Below are 20,287 nucleotides of genomic sequence, written 5' to 3'. Positions count from 1 at the left end.
CCTCCACCCCGACACCCTCGACCACCCGGTGCAGGGCCGGGCTCCGAACTGGCACACACTCTGTGTCCATCCTCGAACAGAAAGTACGATCCCTTCATGCATGCCGATATCGACGGTGCCACCCGCATCGTGCGCCTCGCCGCCGAATTCGACTGGACCTGGAACCCCGACGACATCCCCCGATTCTGCGAAACCGCAGGATGGGAAATCCTATCGAACGACGAAGGCACATTCGAGATTCGAACCAACCTGCAGATCCAACGCCCAGATTCCAGCGCCTACACACGGAGTCATAAAGTCGAATACATCACATTTCCAATCACGAACAGTAATAGCCAGGGCAGCCCGTTCGCAGAGTCTCACGAACAAGCCTTAGAGATTCTATTGGATGTATCGACAACCTTGTCGGCATTTTTGGGCGAGCCCACATCCATGTTCCCCGCGCCCGATGCGAAAGTTCAATGGCATACGTCAAAATTAATCGTAGAGGCTGTTGAGCTTGGCGATTTTGCGTTGATCAGACTGAAAAGTCCGGAGTATCAAGCATGGCTGGACGAGCCCTAACCGGTCGAATGAGGCACTCTGCATCCTTACCGAGCGTGTACCCGATGCCGCCCCTTTCGTAGCAACTGTCGGCGGCGAGTGTTTCGTTGCTGGTGGCAATGCACCGATGCGTGGAAGCGGTGGAACTCGTTGTCGAATTCGGGTTCGGTGATTGTGCGAGTGAGGTTGTAATAAGCACGTCTTGTCATGCCACATCCCCGGCAACGCCCAACTGAGCCGTTGGTCATGCAGCGTAGCGGTATCGCTCGCCGATGCCATCCTCGTCCTCGAGTACCCGGCGTAGTGCGTCGGGCCTTGACCCCGGGTAGTGGACACGCTTGATCTTGGTCTCAGACCAGGGAAAGCGAGAAGATCTACCCGATGTCCAAGAACTACAACGACGAGTTCCGCCGCAACGCGGTCGCGCTCTACCGCGACACCGACGGCGCGACCGTGGCCGGGATCGCCACCGATCTCGGCATCTCACACGGCTCCCTGACCGCGTGGCTGAAAAAGGCAGGGATCCCGATCCGCAGGCCAGGCACCACCGCGGTGGCGTCGCCGGGTCCCGGTGAGACGCCCGAGCAGGAAGCCGCACGGCTGCGCGCCGAGGTCGCGAAGCTGCGGGCGGAGAAGACCAAGCTCGAGACCGAGCGAGACATCCTGCGGTCGGCGGCCAAATATTTCGCCGGGGAGACGAACTGGTGAACCGCTTCCAGTTCGTCGCCGACCACTCCGACACCTACCCGGTGAAGCGGTTGTGCCAGGTCATCGATATCGCCCGCTCGTCGTACTACGCATGGATCGGTGCCGCCGACAAACGAGCAGCCCGCGCCGGCGCCGACGCGGAACTAGCCGCGAGGATCCGCGCGGTCCACGACGAGGACAACACCTGCGGGCGGCCACGGATCACCGCCGAGATCAACGACGGCCTACCCACCGACGAGCGGATCAACCACAAACGGATCGCAAGAGTCATGCAGGAGAACAACATTCAAGGTTTCCGGCTGCGACGCCGCCACCGCACCACCGTGCCTGAACCCGCCGACACCCCGTCGGCGGACTTGCTCCGCCGTGACTTCACCGCGCCTACGCCGAACACCAAATACGTCGGCGATATCACGTATCTGCCGTGCGGGGACGGCGAGTTCTTGTACTTGGCAACGGTGATCGACTGCTTCTCCCGCCGCCTGGTCGGGTGGTCGATCGCCGATCACATGCGCACCGAACTCGTCGAGGACGCCCTGGCCGCGGCCGCGCGCACCCGCGGCAGCCTCACCGGCGCGATCTTCCACTCCGATCACGGAAGCCAGTACACCTCAAAGGCTTTCGCGGCATTGTGCACGAAACTCGGTGTCACGCAGTCGATGGGCGCGGCGGGCACGAGCGCCGACAATGCCCTCGCCGAATCGTTCAACGCCAGCCTGAAACGCGAAACGTTACAGGGCGCGGCCCGGTGGGAATCGGCCCGAGCGGCACGGCTGGCGGTGTTCCGGTGGGTCACCCGCTACAACACCCGACGACGGCATTCATACTGCCACTACCTCAGCCCCGCCGACTACGAATCCGTCCACGCAACCGATAACATGGCCCGAGCCGCATAATCACAAACCCCGTGTCCAACTTCCGGGGTCAAGGCCCGTCGTCGTCCTCGGCGATATACGCATCGATGATGGCTCGGACCATCCATGCGGCCGACGGATCCTCCGGACTCCACAGCTCGGCGATGGCAATCAACGTTGCGGCACCATCCACCTCGTCGCCCATTCGAATTCCCATCTGCAACTTGGGTGTTCAGGATAGGACAACCGAGCCTTCGGGCTCAGCGTGGTCCGGCCCCGACGGTGAGCCCTGCAATGCCGCGTGGCGGGCAGTTCGAACCAGCCACTATGTCCCCGGCCTCTGCCAGAGGCTACGCTCATTGCGTCTGATAGTCGAAATGCCATGGCGTGCACAGCACCTCACTGCGGCCGAGTCGATTCGGGGGAAGACGGTGGCCGGCATGCACCTCGTCCGGGAACTATCGCTTACCTGGTTTGGTTGGTGAGGACCTATGCCTCGGCCGGCTTCTGGAGGATGCGACAGCCGCTACAGTTGTCCTACTGGCACACGATGACAGCAGCGGAAGCACTCAATGGTCTGGATGCCTCTGTCCTCGACGCGATCACAGCTGCTGACGCGGAGACCGGGTCCACACAGCCTATTCGATTCGACCGCACCACATTCGTCGCCGATCCCCGCAGCTGCACGAAAGGCTTCGACGCGCGCCCGACCGGGCAGGCTCAGGCCATTGTGGAGTATCGCGCGTCGGACGTCGACACGGATGTCGCGACAAGATATCTCAACGCTCTGGGTCGGCACCGGAATACCGGTCTGCAGAATAATGGGCCTGACATAGACGACAGTACCGACGTCTCGAGCGGTCGCTACCGCTACTGGGCAACGTTCAGTTTTCGTGGCCAATCGATTGTGGTCCGCGGTTTTTCGAGATGCGTATGGCCGGAGGGTCGACGAGTCAAGCCGAGGTAGTCACATTGCCCCGCTGCTGATGCAACGGCCCTGGCTGGAGCGGCATTTCAGGCCAACGTCCTGTCACTGCGGACCGCGCTGACCGAACCTGCCACCGCGCCGCGGGGGAGGTCGTTCAGCCGTTGATGATCCGAGGCCGGTTCAGGATGTCGGATGTGTCGGTGGAGCGCGATAACCTGCGTTTGTTGTTGGGATGCAAGGAGTATCACGGTGGGGTTCAGTTCCAGTTGGCTGTTGTTGCACCGCACCGTGCCGGAGGAGGCGTGCACTGCCCTGGGCATGCTGCGTAGCGGGGTTTACTCGGCGTAGCCGAAGCCGCTGCTGTCCGGTGCTGTGCGACCTGGAACCCGAACGCGTTGAACGACAGCACAAACTGGACGAAGAGTTCGACGATGAGTACGGCGAACGTGGCTCCATCAATACTCCCGACTGGTAGACCGCCAAACTGCCCCAGCAACGTCCGGAATCGATCCATTGCTGGTCACACCACGCTTCTTCCGGTTCAGTAGCTCGACGACCTTCGCCCTCTCGCGACGTTCGGCCAGGGCACGCCCCGTCAGTTTCGGTCCGATCGAGATCACCCGGGCGAGGTCGTGATCCTCGCCGGGATCGACCGGAATCAGCTTCGATGCCAGCATCACTCGTTCGCACTCGACCGGATCGCAATCCCGATGCCAGATAATGGCTTCGAGAGCCTCTGCCGGATCCATCTCGATGTCAGTGTCGCGAACGTCGCAGTCTTCGAGCCGCTCGATGCGCGACTCCGGCAGGTCCATCACAGTCGCCCTCCTTCCCTCGGCGTTGCAGGATCGGTCCTCGAGGCTGTCTGCGATCCAGATATCGCGGCCTCCGGCCCCGCGCTCCGATCTTTGCCGCTTGTGACTCGAACTCATGAGTTCCCTTGCAACTGACTGTCTTTCACCGGCCACGCCCTTCGATATCGACGGATAGGGCGATGTCGGCCATGCATTCCAGCGGCTGGCCGGGAGACTTCGATGCGCCTGCGGCCATCAACAGAGGCGAGCCGGTAAGGCGTGTCCCTCTCAGCGATGCGCTCCAGCTGGGCGCACCACCCCGCGAAAGCCAGGGCAGTCCAGATAATGACGAAAGTGTTTCAAGACCGAACATTCCCTAGCTCCCATCAATCGAATGTCCCGCGCCGGTCATCCCGAGCGGCGACTGGCGGCAGGATCGGCAACACCGGTGAGGCGCTGCGCGAGTAGGTCGCCTCCGGGTGCACCGTGATCACATCCAGTTGCCGCACCAGCGACACCGGTATCTGACTGTCCACGAGATGCGCCAGGCCGGGAACGATCACCGCTTCCGCATCCAAGCGAGTCGCCTGAGCTTTCAGTCGGGCCAACGGCGGCCGGACACTGACACGGTCATAGACCACGATTTCGGCCAGGTCATAGCCGAGCCTGGCCGCCAACTCGCGCACCTGCGATTCGTCCCACAGCTGACCGATCCCGGAAACATCGGTGCACAGATAGCCCAAACATGTTGGTTTGTAACGCATTACCACCCTCGCTCGTCGTCGTATTCGGGTGCGATCGTCAGGTGGCATCGGAGAACGAACCCGGCATAGTCGGTGTCCTCGTCGTCGCCGTAGCTCGCCGGCTCGAGCACCCCGGCTAGGAACTCGAACAGCCGTGCGCGCCTGGTTATCCCCTGGTCCGGCTGCTCCCGGATCTCCGAGAGACTTCCACCCTGCTGCCGCATGACGATACGGTGGCCTGCATCACAGGGCCATGGAGTCTCGAGCTGAGAGGTTCAGTGAAGAGGCTTGAACGCCCAGCACGATTCCTGAGCGTCACCTACGCTGGTTCTCCGGGTGAGAAACAGCAGGTGCGCCGGTTGAGAAACAGGGGGCACACAATGCCGAGAAAGGCAGACCTGACGGGTACGACCCTTCCGCGCCGACAACTGGGGCGGGCACTCCGCGACGCACGCCAGGCTCGCGGCTTGACACTCGACCAGGTAGCGACGGCAACCAGCATCAGCCGACCTACGCTGAGTCGCATCGAGTTAGGGCAATACGAGAAGGTTCGAGACATGGAGGTCGACTACCTGTGCAGGTATTACCTCCTGCCAGATGAGCGAACGTGTTACCTGAAATCACTTGTCGGTCAAGCTAATAGCTCCACTGTCTGGTATCAGGACTACCGGCATTTGATCGCCCCCGGATTCGGCACCTATCTGGAGTTGGAATCATTTGCGACCGAGTTCTGGTTCTACCAGCCAATCGTTATTCATGGATTGCTTCAAACTTCCAAGTATTCCCGAACATTGGAACGGCTCCACCCGTCGGACAGCGCTACAGGTGACATCGAAACGCGCGTGAACCTCAGAATGCAGCGGGCGAGAATACTTACCCGTCCGCACATGCCGGTCTGCGCCGAGTTCCTGCTACACGAGAATGTTCTTTACACGCTCGTCGGGTCTTCCCAGATAATGCGCGCCCAACTGCGACACATAGCTGACCTGAGCACTCGCGATAACGTGACCGTTCGCATTCTTCCATTCACGGCCGGGCTTCCTACCGGAACGGTCATACCGCCTCACAACATCCTCGACTTCCCGGACACCGAGCCGTCTGTCGTTTATACAGAGGCAGCAATAGGTTCGATGGTATTCGAAGACGAAAATGACGTGAAACGCGTACGCGCACTGCATGACATCCTCCGTAACGCTTCACTGGGGGAGCAGGAATCCAGAGATCGAATCAGGAAGATATCAAGGAGATACGAACAGTGACCATTGACCTCACCGGCGCACATTGGTTCAAGTCATCGCATAGCGGCGCCCAGAACGATTGTGTCGAAATTGCTTGGCTCACAGGCGGTCACATCGGGGTGCGTGACTCCAAGAACCCGACGGGCCCTGCATTGGTGTTCCCCCCCGGCGAGTGGGATGCCTTCACCGCCGGGATACAAGAGGGCGAGTTCAACCGCCCATAGGTTCCACAACGATACGATAGCGGGGAGTTCGGGCGCAGCGTTCGGGCTCTCCGTTTCATTCAACAGGGTTGGCAGCGTTCGGAATTCGGATTCCTCGTGTCTCCGGACCCGGTACACATGCAGCACATGACCAGCGACCGCGGGCGGCGCGGCACAGCGAAACACCCGGGCCGATCAGTACGCAGGCATCGGATGTGCGTGGTCGCGCTCGAAATGCTCGAGCCACGGCCGGCGGCGCTCCTCCTCGGTCATGGCGAGCAGCGCATGCAGTTGCGCCCAGCCCTTTTCATCGGCCGGCGTCCAGATCTGCATCCAGGCGCCGGCGATCGCAGGCAATGACATGGCCGTCATGACCATCTCCAGCTCACCCACCGCCAGATGCCGGATCATGCGCGTCCGCACGCTGGGTAACGCGACATCATTGCGCTTCCACAGGGTGGAGAACATCGGGCTCTCCGCGCAGAGATCGTCGATGAAGGTCGTCCACTCCGGATCCTGCAGGAATCTCGCGTAGGCCGCACGCAAGTAGCCGACCATCCGGGCCAGGTGCTCCGGTTGCGAGATATAGGGATTGCAGCAGTCGGCGGTCAGGAAGACCTTGCGCAGCACATTGCGTTCTCCCGACACGAATCCCGGGCACAGCACCGCGTAGGCGTCATTGTGCGCGAGCAGGTCGTAGCGGGCGCTGAGCAATGCGGCCGGCAGCGGATGCATGTGGTCCAGGATCACCTGCAGCTCTTCGAGCACTGGCTCATCGCCTGCCGGAGACGGGATGGCCGGCACATCGGCCAGCCGATACAGATACGCATGCTCGGCGCCGTCCAGCGCCAGGGTGCGCGAAATCGCGTTCAGCACCTGCACACTCACTTTGATGTCCCGGCCCTGCTCCAGCCACGTGTACCAGGTGACGCCAACGCCCGCGAGCTGCGCCACCTCCTCGCGCCGCAGGCCCGGCGTCCGCCGCCGCAACCCGACGGGCAAGCCGACATCGGCGGGCAGGATGCGGGCGCGACGCGATTTGAGGAAGGTCGCCAGCTCCTGCCGCCGCGCCTTGCTCAACGCACGCTGATCGGCCTGCTCATCCGGGGCCACTTCGTAATCCACACATCCCACCGCCCCATCCTCCCCGGGCGCGTATCACTTATCCAGGTGGTGCCACTACCCGTATAAGCACGCTCCTGTTACCGGGATAAGTACCGGGACAGGCTGGTCCGCATGACCACACAGAGCCTGAACCAATCTTCATCGGCGGTGGCTCCGGCGCCCGCCGTCTCCATTGCCACGCGGCGGCCGCGTGCCGTGCTGGCCGTGCTGTTGCTCGGACAGTTCATGGCGATTCTGGATGCGTCCATCGTCAATGTCGCCATTCCCAATATTCGAATGTCGTTGCATGCCACGGGGTCTGCGCTGCAGCTCATCGTCTCCGGGTATGTGATCGCGTATGCGGTACTGCTGGTAACCGGAGCACGGCTGGGGGATCGATTTGGGCAGAGGAACGTATTCGTGACCGGGCTGGGGGCGTTCTCGATCGCATCGCTGGCGTGCGGGCTGGCCTGGAATTCGGAGGCGCTCATCGTGTTCCGATTCCTGCAGGGCGTGGGGGCGGCGGTGATGATGCCGCAAGTCATGACGCTGATTCAGCGGACATTCACCGGAGCGGCACGGGCGCGGGCGCTTTCGGCCTATGGCGCGGTCATCTCCGGGGGGATGGTGATCGGGCAGATCACGGGTGGCGTCATCGTGAACGCGAATATCGCCGGAAGTGGCTGGCGGGGAGTGTTTCTGGTGAATGTGCCGATCGGGCTCGCGCTGCTGATCGTTGCACCCAAGGTGCTGCCCTCGCCTACCGTGCGTATCGATCGAAAGCTGGATCTGGCGGGACTCGGGGTGCTCACCGCATCGGTGCTGGCGCTGGTATTGCCACTGGTACTGGGGCACGAACAGGATTGGCCGCTGTGGACGCGAATCGCGTTGGGGCTGGCCGTGGCCGGATTCATCGGGTTCGCTCTGGTCGAACGCCGGGTGCATCGGACCGGCGGCGAACCGTTGTTCGCGGACCGGGCGCTGCGCGCGCCGGAGCTGGTCCTGACCGCGGCCACGCTGCTGCTGGTGATGGCCACCATCAGTGGCTGGATGTTCGTGATTGCCATCCACCTGCAGACCACGCTGCACTACAGCGCCCTGCACGCCGGCCTGATCTGCCTGCCCAACGGCCTGACCTTCGGCATCGCCAGCATGAACTGGGCCCGCATCCCCGCCCGCTTCCATCGCGCGATGATTCCCAGCGGCCTCGCCCTGGGCGCCGCGACCATGGTGGTGATGGGTCTGCTGCTACGCGACGGCCGCGGCATGGGCGTGCTCGAACTGACGGTGTTCGGGATCATGGGCATCGGGTTCGGGCTCGCCTTCAGCCCGCTCATGGCCCGCGCCACCAGCAAGGTTCCGCTCGAGCTGGCCGCGGATGCCAGCGGCATCCTGGTCACCAATGTGCAACTGGGCATGGTTGTCGGCATCGCCAGTTTCGGCTCCGTGTTCCTCAGTCTGGCCGGAACTACGCCGCTGTCCGCAGCGCACGCGGTGAGCTTGACGGCCATCGCCGAGGGGGTGACGGTCCTGGTGGCGGCCGCGCTGGCGGGCCGGGCAGCACGGTAGAAGTCATTGCTGATGGGCCGCTTACAAGAGCGGCTCATCCGTCGCTCGCGAAGTCCCTTGTTCACACCGAGTCGTCGGGCACGACCAGTTCGAGGTGCGGAAAGTAGGTGCGGAAGCGCGCCGCATCACGGGTCAGGAGCCGATAACCTGCCACTGCCGCATGGGCGCCGATGTAGAAATCCGGTAGCGGACTTCTCCTTTCACCGCCCCGGCGGCGATACGCGACGAAGGCCTTGCTTGCCACGAAGCCGGCGGCATACGGCAGATCCTCACGCAGTAGGTCCGATTCGGGCAGGGCCGCATCGAGTTCCTCTATGGTGTCGAATCCGCCGGCCACCTCGGCAAAGATAATCGGGTTGATGACCGTGGGGCCGAGATCCCGCGCGGTGGCCAGCGCATCGTCCGACCACTCCGCCCATTTAGGATCATCGGTGAGGATGTCGAGCAGGACGCACGAATCCACAAGCGTCACAGCGTTATCCGGAATCGCTCGCAAGAATCCGCTACTCGCCACGGAACAGTTCCATCAATTCATCGGTGCTCATCGACGTGGTAGCACGCCCACGCATATGCCCGGTGAGGCGCTTTCCTCGCCGTTCCGAACCCTCACGGCGCACGATCTGGAGCGTGGTGCCGACCTCGACCACTTCGATCTCGTCACCTTCCTCCAGCGCGTACTTCCTGCGAAGGTCGGCAGGAATGGTGACCTGCCCTTTGCTGTTGAGTCGCATCGAATCCCTCGCCTCTCACGTATTACGTCAGATACGTAATACTACGCGCCGAGCCGCAGGAAGCACACAGATCGGCGATCTCACCACCATATGCACTGAATTGCATAGTACGGCTTGTCCCAGTAATCTGGCCGCATGGCCCTCGAACACGCGTTGCTGGTATCGCTCACCGAACGCGCCAGTTCGGGCTATGACCTCGCCCGCCGGTTCGACAAATCCATCGGCTTCTTCTGGAACGCCACGCATCAGCAGATCTACCGCGTGCTCAAGCGTATGGAAGAACAGGGCTGGGTGTCGGGTGAAGCCATCGCGCAAGAGGGCCGGCCGGACAAGAAGGTCTACACCGTCTCCGATGCGGGCCGCGCCGAACTCACCCGCTGGATCGCCGAACCCATCGATATCGCCCCCATGCGCAACGAGCTCGGCGTGAAACTCCGCGCCGCCTCGCTCGCCGATATCCCGGCGCTGTGCATCGAGGTACAGCGGCATCGCGATGAACACGCGGCCCGCCTCGACCTCTATCTCGACTTCGAGAAGAAGGACTTCTCGGCCCCGGAACAGCTCTCCGGGCCGAGGCTGCACCAGTTCCTCGTGCTGCGCGGCGGAATCCGCGTGGAGGAGGGTTTCGTCGGCTGGTGCGACGAAGTACTCGATGCCCTCCGGGGCGACACGAAAGGCACTGCGCAATGAGCGCGTACCCGCACCTGTTCGAACCCCTGGACCTCGGCTTCACCACCCTGCGCAATCGGGTGGTGATGGGTTCCATGCACACCGGTCTCGAGGACCGGGCCTGGCACATCAACCGGCTGGCCGCCTACTTCGCCGAAAGGGCCCGCGGCGGTGTGGGTCTCATCATCACCGGCGGTTACGCCCCCAACCGCACCGGCTGGCTGCTGCCCTTCGGCGCCAAGCTGACCAACAAGAGCGAGGCCTACCGGCACCGCGCCATCACCAAGGCGGTGCACGCCGAGGGCGGCAAGATCGCGCTGCAGATCCTGCACGCGGGCCGCTACTCGTACATGCCGACCAGCGTGTCCGCCTCCGCGATCAAGGCCCCGATCAACCCGTTCAAGCCGCGCGCCCTGTCGAACAAGGGCGTCGAGTCGACCATCGACGACTACGCGAACTGCGCGGCCCTGGCCAAGTTCGCCGGGTACGACGGCGTCGAGATCATGGGTGGTGAAGGCTATTTCATCAACCAGTTCCTCGCCGAGCGCACCAACAAGCGCAAGGACAAGTGGGGCGGCTCGCCGGAGAACCGCCGCCGCATCGCGAGCGAGATCGTGCGCCGCGTGCGCAAGGCGGTAGGCCCGGACTTCATCATCGTATTCCGGCTCTCCATGGCCGATTTCGTGGAGAAGGGCCAGACCTGGGACGAGATCGCCGCCGTCGCAAAGGATGTGGAGGCGGCCGGCGCCACCATCATCAATACCGATATCGGCTGGCACGAGGCCCGGGTGCCCACCATCGTCACCTCGGTGCCGCGCGCCGCGTTCGTGGAGTGGACCGCGAAGGTCAAGGACCTGGTGGACATTCCGGTGTGCGCCTCCAACCGCATCAATATGCCGGAGACCGCCGAGGAGATCCTCACCCGCGGCGACTCCGATCTGGTGTCGCTGGCGCGTCCGCTGCTCGCCGATCCGGACTGGGCGCGCAAGGCGCAGGAAGCCCGCACCGACGAGATCAATACCTGCATCGCCTGCAACCAGGCCTGCCTGGACCACGCCTTCCAGGCGAAAACCGTTTCCTGCCTGCTGAATCCGCGCGCGGGCCACGAGACCGAACTGAAGCTGCTGCCGACCCGCCGCACCCGCAAGTTCGCGGTGGTGGGCGCGGGCCCGGCCGGACTCTCGGCGGCGGTCAGCCTGGCCCAGCGCGGGCATCACGTGGATCTGTTCGAGGCCGATGACAAGATCGGTGGCCAGTTCGACATCGCGCGCCGCATCCCGGGCAAGGAAGAGTTCAGCGAGACCATCCGCTACTACCGCCGCCAGCTCGAAATCACCGGCGTGCGTGTGCATCTCGAGACGAAGGCCACCGCGCAACAGCTCATCGACGGCGGCTACGACGAGGTCATTCTCGCCACCGGCGTGAAGCCGCGCATCCCGAACATCCCGGGCATCGATCACCCGAAGGTCCTCACCTACGCCGAACTGGTACGCGAGAGCAAGCCGGTCGGCAAGAAGGTCGCGGTCATCGGCGCGGGCGGCATCGGCTTCGACGTGAGCGAATTCCTCACCGTGGAAGGCCATCCCAGCCTCAAGCTGGACGAGTGGAAGGAAGAGTGGGGCGTCTCCGACGATCCGAACGTCCCCGGCTTCGTCACCACCCCCAAGACCTCCCCCGCCGCCCGGGAAGTCGTACTACTGCAGCGCAAGTCGTCCTCTTTCGGTAAGGATCTGGGCAAGACGTCCGGCTGGGTGCACCGGGCCGCCGTGAAGGCCAAGGGCGTGGAGCAGATCGGTGGCGTCAACTACGAGCGCATCGACGACAAGGGCCTGCACATCAGCTTCGGCGAGAAGCGGCAGCGCCCCACCGTCGTCGAATGCGACAACGTGATCCTGTGCGCCGGTCAGGAATCGGTGCGCGATCTGCACGAACCGCTGCAGACCGCGGGCGTGACCGTGCACCTCATCGGCGGCGCGGACCTGGCCGCCGAGCTCGACGCCAAGCGCGCCATCAACCAGGGCACCCGGCTGGCGGCGTCCCTGTAATGCCGAACCTCACCCGCCTGGGCCTGCCCGGAGACGAGCAGGCCTGGGCGGCACTGGGTTTCACCGTCACCGGCGGGCGCTTCCGCATCGGCCACGTCGAGTGCGTCGTCGGTGCGGCCGCCTGGGGCTTCGACGAAATCCACGCCGCTCCGGCCGAATTGGGCGTGCCGTACCTCGAATCGGATTCCGGCGCGCCTGGATCCGAGCTCGACGGCAAGCACTCGAATGCCGTCTCGTTCGTCGACCACGTCGTGTACTGGGTTCCCGACCTCGACACCGCTGTCACGAATCTTTCCGCCGTGCTGGGCATTCCGCCGCGCCGGCGGTTCTTCCCGCGCGGCCCGGAGGGCCCCGAGATGGCGTTCTATCGGGTCGGTGAGGCGTTCATCGAGACCGTGGGCGCCGGAGCACGGCCACCGGCGCTTTCGGGCGTCGCGTTCATGAGCCCCGACCTGGATGCCACGGTGGCGGCGGTGCGCGCGGCCGGCGGACCGATCGGCGATCCCAAGCCGGCGGTGCAGGGCGGGCGAATCGCCAGCGTCTGGCACGGGCATGTCGGCTGGGGAATCGCCTTCATGGAGCCCAAACCCCGGAACTGACGGCCCCCGAACCGAACCCGGACGGGGAGTGACCGATTCGATGACCGATACAGCGCACTCCCCGGCCACCCCCGACTGAAGTTTTTGTCGTATCTCCCTGCAATGATCTTGGGGCATTTACTTTTTCGAACTGGGGGAGAAATTCTCTATGAACCTGTCTCGTAAGGCCGCCGCCGGCGTGTTCGGCACGGCGGCCGCCGCGTTGCTCGCCGCCGGTATGGGCACCGCGCACGCCGAGGACCTGTACGGCTCGATGGCCCTGGTCATCGACGGCGACTCCATTCTGGTCGGCACCGGCTGGAACTTCCCGGACCAGGGTGGCGCCGACAACCGCGCCATGCAGGAGTGCGGCCATCCGGAATGCACCGTCCAGGTGCGCTGGTCCAATGGCTGCGCCGCCATCGCCGACCGCGACGGCCACATGTACTGGGCGCTGGGCAACAGCCTGGCCGAGGCCGAGCGCAATGCCATCGCGGCCACCGGCCCGGACCCGAACCCGCTGCTGGTGAGCCTGGGCAGCGCCGATCCCAGCAGCGCCGTCATCCTCGACTCGCAGTGCACCGGCTAACCATTCGCTGAGCCGGTGCGGTCGGAGCGTGCGTCGGGGACGCTCCGCCCTGCCGCGGGCCGGTAGTGGGTAGGCTCAGCAATCGTGAGCCTGCCTGCACCCACAGCCGATAATCGTGCCGTCGTCACCGGAGCCTCCTCGGGCATCGGAACCGCTCTCGCCGAGGAACTCGCCTCGCGCGGCTACTCGCTGATCCTGGTCGCCCGCCGCGGCGATCTCCTCACCGAACTGGCGCAGCGGCTGACCGACCGGTACGGCATCACCGCCGAAGTGCGCGCGGTCGACCTGTCGGACCGCGAACAGCGCGCGCCGCTGGCCAAGGAACTGGCCGCCCGCGATATCGCCATCCTCTGCAACAATGCCGGCGTGGCCACCTTCGGTCCGCTGGCCAAGCTCGATCTCGAGTACGAGCGGGCCATCATGGAACTGAATGCCGTTGCGGTGCACGATCTTTCGCTGGCCGTGCTGCCCGGCATGCTGGAGCGTCGCTCCGGCGGCATCCTGATCACCGGTTCGGCGGCGGGCAATATGCCGATCCCGAACAACACCACCTACGCCGCCAGCAAGGCGTTCACCAACACCTTTTCCGAGTCGCTGCGCGGCGAACTCAAGGGCACCGGCGTCAATGTCACCCTGCTGGCCCCCGGCCCGGTCCGCACGGACAACCCGGACCAGGAGGAGATGGGCAACAAGATCCCGGAGTTCATCTGGGTCACCGCCGCTCACACCGCCAAAATCACCATCGACGCGCTCGCCCGCAACAAGATGCGCGTGGTTCCGGGCCTGATCAGCAAGGGTATGAGCATCGCCGGACAGTTCGGTCCGCGCTCGATCACCTCCGTCGTCGCCGGGGCGGCTTACAAGAAACTGGGCAGCTAAAGGGGTTTTCGGGGGCTTAGCCCCGCCCCTTTCACTCCCTGAGTCGGTCGGCTGATCAATAACGCGTAAGGATCTTCGGCCCCCTCGTCAAGGCCGCGTAGCCACAGGTGTACCGGCTACCCGTACGGGCGTACTCCTGAATAGACCCCGCATAAAAGAAAGCGGGGACGCCCACAGGGAGACACACCTTGACGCTGCTCGAGATATTCCCGTCGTTGCGCGAGGGGGGCATCGTTCCCCGCCTCGACTCGACGGTCTGGCCGCGTGAAACCCACTACGACGCCGACGGGCGAATCACCGTCGGCGGCGTGGCCCTCGCGGATATAGCCGACCAGTACGGCACACCCACCTATGTGCTGGACGAAGGCGAGGTGCGCAGCCGCTGTCAGGCCTACCAGAAGTGGTTCCCGGAGGCGGAGATCATCTATGCGGGCAAGGCACTGCTGACCCGCGCCGTGGCCGAATGGATCGCCGCCGAGGGCCTCTCGCTCGACGTGTGCTCGGCCGGCGAACTCGCCGTGGCACTCGCTTCCGGGGTGGATCCCGCGAAGATCGTGCTGCACGGCAACGGCAAACCGTTCGGTGAGCTGGAGAAGGCGATCAATGCCGGGGTCGGCCGCATCGTGGTCGACTCGCTCACCGAGATCACCCTGCTGTCCGCGCTGGCGGAACGCCCGCAGCGCGTCCTATTGCGCGTCACTCCCGATATCGACGTGCACGGGCATCCCGCCGTCCGCACCGGCGTCACCGATCAGAAGTTCGGCTTCCCGATCGGCAGCACCGCGGTCAAGGAGGCGGTGGATCGTATTGTGCGGCAACCGAATCTGGAACTCGTCGGCCTGCACTGCCATATCGGCTCGCAGATCTACGACACCTTCCCCTACGGCGAGGCCGTGCGCCGCATGATCGGTGAGATGGCCCGCATCCGTGACGAATTCGGCGTCACGCTGACCGATCTGGATCTCGGCGGCGGGCATGCGGTCGCGTACCGCAGCGGCGACGCGGAAATGAATCTGCCGGAACTGTCCGACATCGTGGAGGATTCGCTCGACGCGGCCTGCCAGCGGCACGGCTTCCCGCGCCCGCGTATCGCCCTGGAGCCCGGCCGCGCGATCGTGGCGCGGGCCGGCGTCACCCTGTACCGGGTGCTGTCGGTCAAGCATGTCGAGGGCGGGCACACCTACGTGACGGTCGACGGCGGCATGTGCGACAACCCGCGGGTGGCGCTCTACGGCGCCCGCTACGACGCGGTGGTGGCGAACCGGCATCCGTCCGGCCCGCACATGACGGCCACCATCGCGGGACGCTACTGCGAGGCCGGTGACATCCTGGCCCACGATGTGCGGCTGCCGGTGGATCTGCGGCCCGGTGAGGTGCTGGCCATGCCCTGCACCGGCGCTTATCACCACAGTCTGGCGTCGTCCTACAACGGCGTCGGCCGCCCGCCGATCGTCGCGGTCCGCGACGGCCAGTGCCGTGAACTGGTCCGCCGCGAAACCATCGACGACCTCATGTGCCGGGATATCGGGCACTGAGCCCTATCGGTCGGAGTCGCTACCGTTTCCGGGTGCCGAAGAGGCTGCGGCCGATCTCGCGCCCGGCCACGGTGGCGGCCGACCGCAGGAAGTTCTTGAACGCCGGATTGTTCACGATCTTCTCGGCCACCGACTCGTCCACCGGGGCGGCCTTGGCCGCACGCGTGGGCTTCGCCGGGGCCTCCGCGGCCTGCTGATCGGCGGCCGCCGCCAGCTTCTCGTTCAGGATCTCGTAGGCCGAATCCCGGTCGACGGTGGTCCCGTACTTGCCGTACAGCGTGGATTGCTGTGCGCGAGCCCGGATTCCGTCATCCCCGATGGTGTCCATGAGCGAGCGCGGCGGCTGCATGCGCGCCCACGCCACCGGGGTGGGCGCACCCTTCTCCGACAGCACCGTGACGATGGCCTCACCGATACCCAGTGAGGTCAAGGCCTTTTCGAGATCGTAGGTGGCCGTCTTCGGGTAGGTGCGGACCGTCTTGGACAGCGCCGCCTGATCCTCCGGCGTGAACGCGCGCAAGGCGTGCTGCACGCGCGCACCCAGCTGGGAGAGCACCTGATTCGGTATGTCCGTGGGCAACTGGGTGCAGAAGAACACGCCGACGCCCTTGGAGCGGATCAGTTTCACCGTCTGCTCGACCTGGTTCAGGAACGCCTTGGACGCGCCGTTGAACAGCAGGTGCGCCTCGTCGAAGATGAAGACCAGCTTGGGTTTGTCCATATCGCCGACCTCGGGCAGGGTCTGGAAGAGATCCGCCAGCACCCACATGAGGAAGGTGGAGAACATCTGCGGCCGCGAGGCCTGCGCGCCCAGCTCGAACAGCGTGATGACGCCCTGCCCGCCCGCGGTGCGCATGAGATCGGCCGGATCCAGTTCCGGCTCACCGAAGAAGGTGTCGCCGCCGTCGGCCTCCAGATTGACCAGTGCGCGCAGGATCACGCCCGCGGTGGTCGCGGACACGCCGCCGATGCCCTTGAGATCTTCCTTACCCTCCGGGCTGGTGAGGAATTGGATGACGGCACGCAGGTCCTTCAGGTCCAGCAGCGGGAAGCCGTTCTGGTCCGACCAGTGGAAGATCAGCCCGAGGGTGGATTCCTGAGTTTCGTTGAGCCCCAGCGCCTTACTGAGCAGGATCGGGCCGAACGCGGTGATGGTGGCGCGGATCGGGATGCCGATGCCCTCGGTGCCGAGGGAGACGAACTCGCACGGGTAGCCCTGCGGTTTCCAGTCCGGGTCGCCGGTCTCCTGGGCGCGGGCCAGCAGTTTGTCATTGGAGGTGCCCGGCTGCGCCAGGCCCGACAGGTCGCCCTTGATATCGGCCAGCACCACGGGCACGCCCGCGGCCGAGAGTTGCTCGGCGATGCCCTGCACGGTCTTGGTCTTACCGGTACCGGTCGCGCCGGCCACCAGGCCGTGCCGGTTCATGGTCTTCATCGGAATGCGCACGCGCGCATCCGGATGCACCTGGCCGTCCACGATGACGGTGCCCAGCTCCAGCGCCAGTCCTTCCATGGCGTACCCGGCCGCGATCTCCTGGGCGGCCGCTTCGGCCTTGTCGCCTGAATTACTCTCCGCGGCAGTGGCTTTCGTGCCGCTCTTGGCGCCGGTCTTGGTCGCGGCGGCGCTGCCCGAATCCTGCTGTGCCGCGGCGGCGTCGGCCTGCGCCTTGTCCGCCGCTTCCTGATCCGCGGCTTCCTTCTCGGCCGCTTCGGCTTCGGCCGCAGCCTCGGCGGCGATCCGCGCTGCCTCCTCCGCCGCCTTCCGTGCCGCCGCTGCTTTCTCCTGCGGGGTGGTCATCGCGCTTCCTCCGTCTGCTCTGCCAACTGCGACTGCCTGCGAACGATTTGCTCTGCGAACTGCCTTGCCAACATGCCGACCGCCCTGTTTGCGCGGGGGATGTGGCAACGATACTGCGCGGTTGCTACGGAAAGCAGGCCCGACGCGGCCGGGTGCGCCGGTGCGACGCGGCCGAGCGTCTACGCTGACCACGGTGAGCGACAAGTACGTGGTGTGGATGGATTGCGAGATGACCGGCCTGCGGCTCGACAGCGACAAGCTGATCGAGGTGGCCGCCCTCGTGACCGACAGTGATCTCAATATTCTCGGTGAGGGCGTGGACATCGTGATCCACGCCGACGACGCCGCGCTGGCTTCGATGCCGCCGGTGGTGACCGATATGCACGCCCGCTCCGGGCTCACCGACGAGGTCCGCCGCTCCACCATCACCGTCGCCGAGGCCGAACAGCAGATCCTCGACTACATCAAGCAGTACGTCCCCACCCCGCGCACCGTGCCGCTGGCCGGCAACTCCATCGCCACCGACCGCGGTTTCATCGCCCGCGACATGCCGACCCTGGACGCGCACCTGCACTACCGCATGATCGATGTCAGCTCCATCAAGGAACTGGCCCGCCGCTGGTACCCCCGCATCTACTTCGGCCAGCCCGAAAAGGGCCTCGCCCACCGAGCCCTCGCCGACATCAAAGAATCCATCCGCGAACTCCAGTACTACCGCCGCACCGCCTTCGTCCCCGCCCCCGGCCCCTCCACCGCCGAGATAGCCGCCGTAGCAGCCGACCTCGCCACCCCCGCCGAACACCCGTAAAACCCGCCCCAACCAGCCGATTAGGCACTCACAGCCGATACACGTTAAGCTCTACCGCGCCGGAAGTTACCGGCAATGGTGGCTGTAGTTCAGCTGGTAGAGCACCAGGTTGTGATCCTGGGTGTCGCGGGTTCGAGTCCCGTCAGCCACCCCACAAGGCCCAGGCCAGAGAGTTTTCTCTCGCCTGGGCCTTCTTGCTTATTTGACGTCTTTCCAACTTCTCACCAACTTCTGAGCGCACTTCTTCCAACTCCTCACGCGACGTAGGCGTTGAGCACGTCGCGGTTGTCCGGGACGTCACGCGGCTTCTCCACGTAATGCTCGGCGGTCACTCGCGAACCCAGAACATGATTGAGCTGCAGCCCCGCGGCGTCGATCCCCTTCTCCTCGGCCGTCGCCGTCGCTACCCGCTTTCGGTAGGACCGGAGATTGATGTGCGCGTACTCGGTACCGACTCGAGGACATCACGCTCAGACCCGACTACGCCGAGCGCCTGGATCAGAAGCTCGGCGCTGCGGATACTGCTGCGGTACAACGGTTCTGGGCGATCCGCAATGCCCCTGCCGCTGTCGAACCTGCCGTACCGCAGACTCTCGAAGGGCAGCCCGGATCTGGTGCCGACGAGGACGATTGCGTGATCGTATCGGCCCGTACCCTCACAGGGGAGGTGGTGCTAGTGGCCGTGTCACGCCGCAGGTTCGTCCTCGGAATCGGCGCCGGGGTCATCGGATCCGCAGCGACAGCAACAGTCGCCACCGGCCGAAGCACCTCCGGCAGTAGAGCACTGGCCTCGATGTTCACCGATACCTCACTCGATCATGTCGCGCATTTCGACTCGATGCGGATGTCGCTGATCGAATCGGACAACCTCTACGGCGCGGCCCGGACCTTGCCCCATGTCCTCGACAGCCTGGCCCTGCTCGGTGAGTTGAGGCGGGCCAAGGTCGGCGACGCTCGCGGGCTTCTCCGGATGCAGGCCATGTTCGCCGAAACCGCTGCGTGGCAATATCAAGACCAGCGCGACTTCGTGAACGCGCAGCACTGGGCCGCGAAGGCTCTGCAGTGGTCCCACCAGCTCGCGGACGACTACTACATCGGATTGTCGCTGGTTCGCATGAGCCAGCTCGCCTGCGACCAGGGCGATGCGGGCGAGGCCAAGGAACTCGCCGACGCCGCCCACCGCAGCGCGCCACACGACTCGCTGTTCTCCGCCGCCGCACTGACATTCCGGGCTCACGCGCTGGCACTCGCCGGAGATTCACCAGATAGCGCGCGCACGTATGACGCCGCGCGTGCGATCGTGGCGATCGCCGTCGATGACCCGAAATGGGGCATGTTCCTCGACGACTCCTACATCGACGCCTACCAGGCGCACACATTCGCCGAGACAGGCGCACACTCTCGAGCCACAAGGCAATTCACTGATGCGATGTCTCGGATGCAGCCGGGATTCCCACGAGACAGGGGCGTTTATCTCGCCCGCACCGCGGTCTCGTACATGGCCGCCGGTGAGATCGAGCCAGCCGCCGCGGCGGGGCGATGCGCCCTCGAGATCGGCATCGGTACCAGGTCGGCTCGCATCCTGAACAAGGTCCGCGAACTGTCGGGCATGATCGATCCCGACAGCAAGCAAACCGGCATCGCCGAGTTCCGCGACGCCTTCACCGCTTGGAGGGCGGAAGGTTGGCTCGACCATACGTAGTGCTCTCCGTCGCAGTCAGCCTCGACGGCTATACCGACGACACCATTCCCGAACGCCTCTACCTGTCCAACGACCGGGATTTCGCATTCGGCTGCCAGCGCAGGACGTGCCGCCCTGCCTCAGATCGGCTCAGTCCGTTGATCTTCGGCCCGCCAGCGCTGGCCGGTTCGGTCCGCGCGATTAGCGGCAAAGTAGTGCGTTCGTCGTGTTTTTCCGTCGGCACGAGGGTCGCGACTGGCGCGGACAGTGGTATCCGACCGGACGGAATG

The 20,287-nt window shown here is 64.7% G+C and carries 21 protein-coding genes, 1 tRNA gene and 1 pseudogene; 15 read left to right on the top strand and 8 right to left on the bottom strand.

What is annotated here, in order from left to right; all coding sequences use genetic code 11:
* Positions 1-96 precede the first annotated feature (96 nt).
* Together ACH438_RS44115 and ACH438_RS44110 are read left to right on the top strand one after the other, a co-directional pair.
* Entirely contained in the window at positions 97-564 is a 468-nt protein-coding gene (locus tag ACH438_RS44115; protein ID WP_397016887.1) for a DUF6301 family protein, read from the top strand.
* A 360-nt stretch (positions 565-924) separates the two neighbouring features.
* A protein-coding gene (locus ACH438_RS44110; RefSeq protein WP_397016885.1) for an IS3 family transposase occupies positions 925-2,147 on the top strand; the annotation gives its coding sequence in 2 pieces (ribosomal slippage) (positions 925-1,237 and positions 1,237-2,147; 1,224 coding nt in all).
* A gap of 28 nt (positions 2,148-2,175) precedes the next feature.
* Here ACH438_RS44110 and ACH438_RS44105 read toward each other — a convergent pair.
* The 4 genes from ACH438_RS44105 to ACH438_RS44090 all read right to left on the bottom strand — a co-directional run bounded on the left by ACH438_RS44105 (position 2,176) and on the right by ACH438_RS44090 (position 4,794).
* Positions 2,176-2,310 carry a hypothetical protein gene (locus ACH438_RS44105; RefSeq protein WP_397016883.1) on the bottom strand — a complete coding sequence of 45 codons (135 nt, stop codon included), beginning with the start codon at positions 2,308-2,310 and terminating at the stop codon, positions 2,176-2,178.
* 1,178 nt (positions 2,311-3,488) lie between these two features.
* Positions 3,489-3,848 carry a hypothetical protein gene (locus tag ACH438_RS44100; RefSeq protein ID WP_397016881.1) on the bottom strand — a complete coding sequence of 120 codons (360 nt, stop codon included), beginning with the start codon at positions 3,846-3,848 and terminating at the stop codon, positions 3,489-3,491.
* 365 nt (positions 3,849-4,213) lie between these two features.
* Positions 4,214-4,513 (bottom strand): hypothetical protein, encoded by a 300-nt coding sequence (locus tag ACH438_RS44095; protein WP_397016879.1) that lies wholly within the window; start codon positions 4,511-4,513, stop codon positions 4,214-4,216.
* A gap of 77 nt (positions 4,514-4,590) precedes the next feature.
* On the bottom strand, positions 4,591-4,794 hold the full coding sequence (locus ACH438_RS44090; RefSeq protein ID WP_397016877.1) for a hypothetical protein: 204 nt from the start codon (positions 4,792-4,794) through the stop codon (positions 4,591-4,593).
* Between the two features lie 156 nt (positions 4,795-4,950).
* On the opposite strand from ACH438_RS44090, the gene ACH438_RS44085 reads away from it, so the two are divergent.
* The gene (locus ACH438_RS44085; protein WP_397017031.1) at positions 4,951-5,829 is read left to right on the top strand and encodes a helix-turn-helix domain-containing protein; all 879 of its coding nucleotides are present in this window, start codon (positions 4,951-4,953) and stop codon (positions 5,827-5,829) included.
* A complete protein-coding gene (locus ACH438_RS44080; protein ID WP_397016875.1) occupies positions 5,826-6,032 on the top strand; it encodes a DUF397 domain-containing protein in 207 nt (68 codons plus the stop codon). Before ACH438_RS44085 ends, ACH438_RS44080 begins: the two co-directional genes overlap by 4 nt.
* 174 nt (positions 6,033-6,206) lie before the next feature.
* Here ACH438_RS44080 and ACH438_RS44075 read toward each other — a convergent pair whose 3' ends face one another.
* Entirely contained in the window at positions 6,207-7,136 is a 930-nt protein-coding gene (locus ACH438_RS44075; RefSeq protein WP_397016873.1) for a helix-turn-helix transcriptional regulator, read from the bottom strand.
* Between the two features lie 111 nt (positions 7,137-7,247).
* On the opposite strand from ACH438_RS44075, the gene ACH438_RS44070 reads away from it, so the two are divergent.
* Positions 7,248-8,684: an MFS transporter gene (locus ACH438_RS44070; protein ID WP_397016871.1), complete on the top strand. Its 1,437-nt coding sequence runs from the start codon at positions 7,248-7,250 to the stop codon at positions 8,682-8,684.
* Between the two features lie 61 nt (positions 8,685-8,745).
* Here the strand turns inward: ACH438_RS44070 and ACH438_RS44065 are convergent, their stop codons facing one another.
* Positions 8,746-9,180 (bottom strand): type II toxin-antitoxin system VapC family toxin, encoded by a 435-nt coding sequence (locus ACH438_RS44065; RefSeq protein WP_397016869.1) that lies wholly within the window; start codon positions 9,178-9,180, stop codon positions 8,746-8,748.
* Positions 9,181-9,187: 7 nt separating this feature from the next.
* Positions 9,188-9,415 carry an AbrB/MazE/SpoVT family DNA-binding domain-containing protein gene (locus ACH438_RS44060; protein ID WP_397016867.1) on the bottom strand — a complete coding sequence of 76 codons (228 nt, stop codon included), beginning with the start codon at positions 9,413-9,415 and terminating at the stop codon, positions 9,188-9,190.
* Positions 9,416-9,550: 135 nt separating this feature from the next.
* On the opposite strand from ACH438_RS44060, the gene ACH438_RS44055 reads away from it, so the two are divergent.
* The 6 genes from ACH438_RS44055 (at position 9,551) to lysA (ending at position 15,710) form a co-directional block, all read left to right on the top strand.
* On the top strand, positions 9,551-10,105 hold the full coding sequence (locus ACH438_RS44055; RefSeq protein ID WP_397016865.1) for a PadR family transcriptional regulator: 555 nt from the start codon (positions 9,551-9,553) through the stop codon (positions 10,103-10,105).
* Positions 10,102-12,129, top strand: a complete 2,028-nt coding sequence (locus tag ACH438_RS44050) for an FAD-dependent oxidoreductase (RefSeq protein WP_397016863.1) — start codon at positions 10,102-10,104, stop codon at positions 12,127-12,129. Before ACH438_RS44055 ends, ACH438_RS44050 begins: the two co-directional genes overlap by 4 nt.
* Positions 12,129-12,728 (top strand): VOC family protein, encoded by a 600-nt coding sequence (locus tag ACH438_RS44045; RefSeq protein ID WP_397016861.1) that lies wholly within the window; start codon positions 12,129-12,131, stop codon positions 12,726-12,728. The genes ACH438_RS44050 and ACH438_RS44045 overlap by 1 nt, the downstream gene beginning before the upstream one ends.
* Positions 12,729-12,876: 148 nt before the next feature.
* Positions 12,877-13,296, top strand: coding sequence for a DUF4189 domain-containing protein (locus tag ACH438_RS44040; protein ID WP_397016859.1), 420 nt, complete (start codon positions 12,877-12,879; stop codon positions 13,294-13,296).
* 84 nt (positions 13,297-13,380) lie between these two features.
* Entirely contained in the window at positions 13,381-14,175 is a 795-nt protein-coding gene (gene cmrA, locus ACH438_RS44035) for a mycolate reductase (protein WP_397016857.1), read from the top strand.
* Between the two features lie 188 nt (positions 14,176-14,363).
* The gene (gene lysA, locus ACH438_RS44030) at positions 14,364-15,710 is read left to right on the top strand and encodes a diaminopimelate decarboxylase (RefSeq protein ID WP_397016855.1); all 1,347 of its coding nucleotides are present in this window, start codon (positions 14,364-14,366) and stop codon (positions 15,708-15,710) included.
* Between the two features lie 19 nt (positions 15,711-15,729).
* On the opposite strand, the gene ACH438_RS44025 is transcribed toward lysA, so the two are convergent.
* Positions 15,730-17,508: a helicase HerA-like domain-containing protein gene (locus ACH438_RS44025; RefSeq protein ID WP_397016853.1), complete on the bottom strand. Its 1,779-nt coding sequence runs from the start codon at positions 17,506-17,508 to the stop codon at positions 15,730-15,732.
* Positions 17,509-17,701: 193 nt separating this feature from the next.
* On the opposite strand from ACH438_RS44025, the gene orn reads away from it, so the two are divergent.
* The 4 genes and pseudogenes from orn to ACH438_RS44005 form a co-directional block, all read left to right on the top strand.
* Positions 17,702-18,316, top strand: coding sequence for an oligoribonuclease (orn, locus tag ACH438_RS44020; RefSeq protein WP_397016851.1), 615 nt, complete (start codon positions 17,702-17,704; stop codon positions 18,314-18,316).
* A 78-nt stretch (positions 18,317-18,394) separates the two neighbouring features.
* Positions 18,395-18,470 (top strand) — tRNA-His (locus ACH438_RS44015).
* A gap of 639 nt (positions 18,471-19,109) precedes the next feature.
* Positions 19,110-20,018, top strand: a complete 909-nt coding sequence (locus tag ACH438_RS44010; RefSeq protein ID WP_397016849.1) for a hypothetical protein — start codon at positions 19,110-19,112, stop codon at positions 20,016-20,018.
* Positions 20,018-20,287 (top strand): annotated as a pseudogene (locus ACH438_RS44005) (hypothetical protein); the annotation flags it as partial. The gene ACH438_RS44010 and the pseudogene ACH438_RS44005, both read left to right, overlap by 1 nt.

Origin of the sequence: Nocardia sp. NPDC020380 (assembly GCF_044386975.1) — a bacterium.
Lineage (GTDB): Bacteria > Actinomycetota > Actinomycetes > Mycobacteriales > Mycobacteriaceae > Nocardia.
The sequence above is the reverse complement of the archived record's forward strand: the minus strand, read 5'-3'. Positions and strand labels throughout refer to the sequence as shown.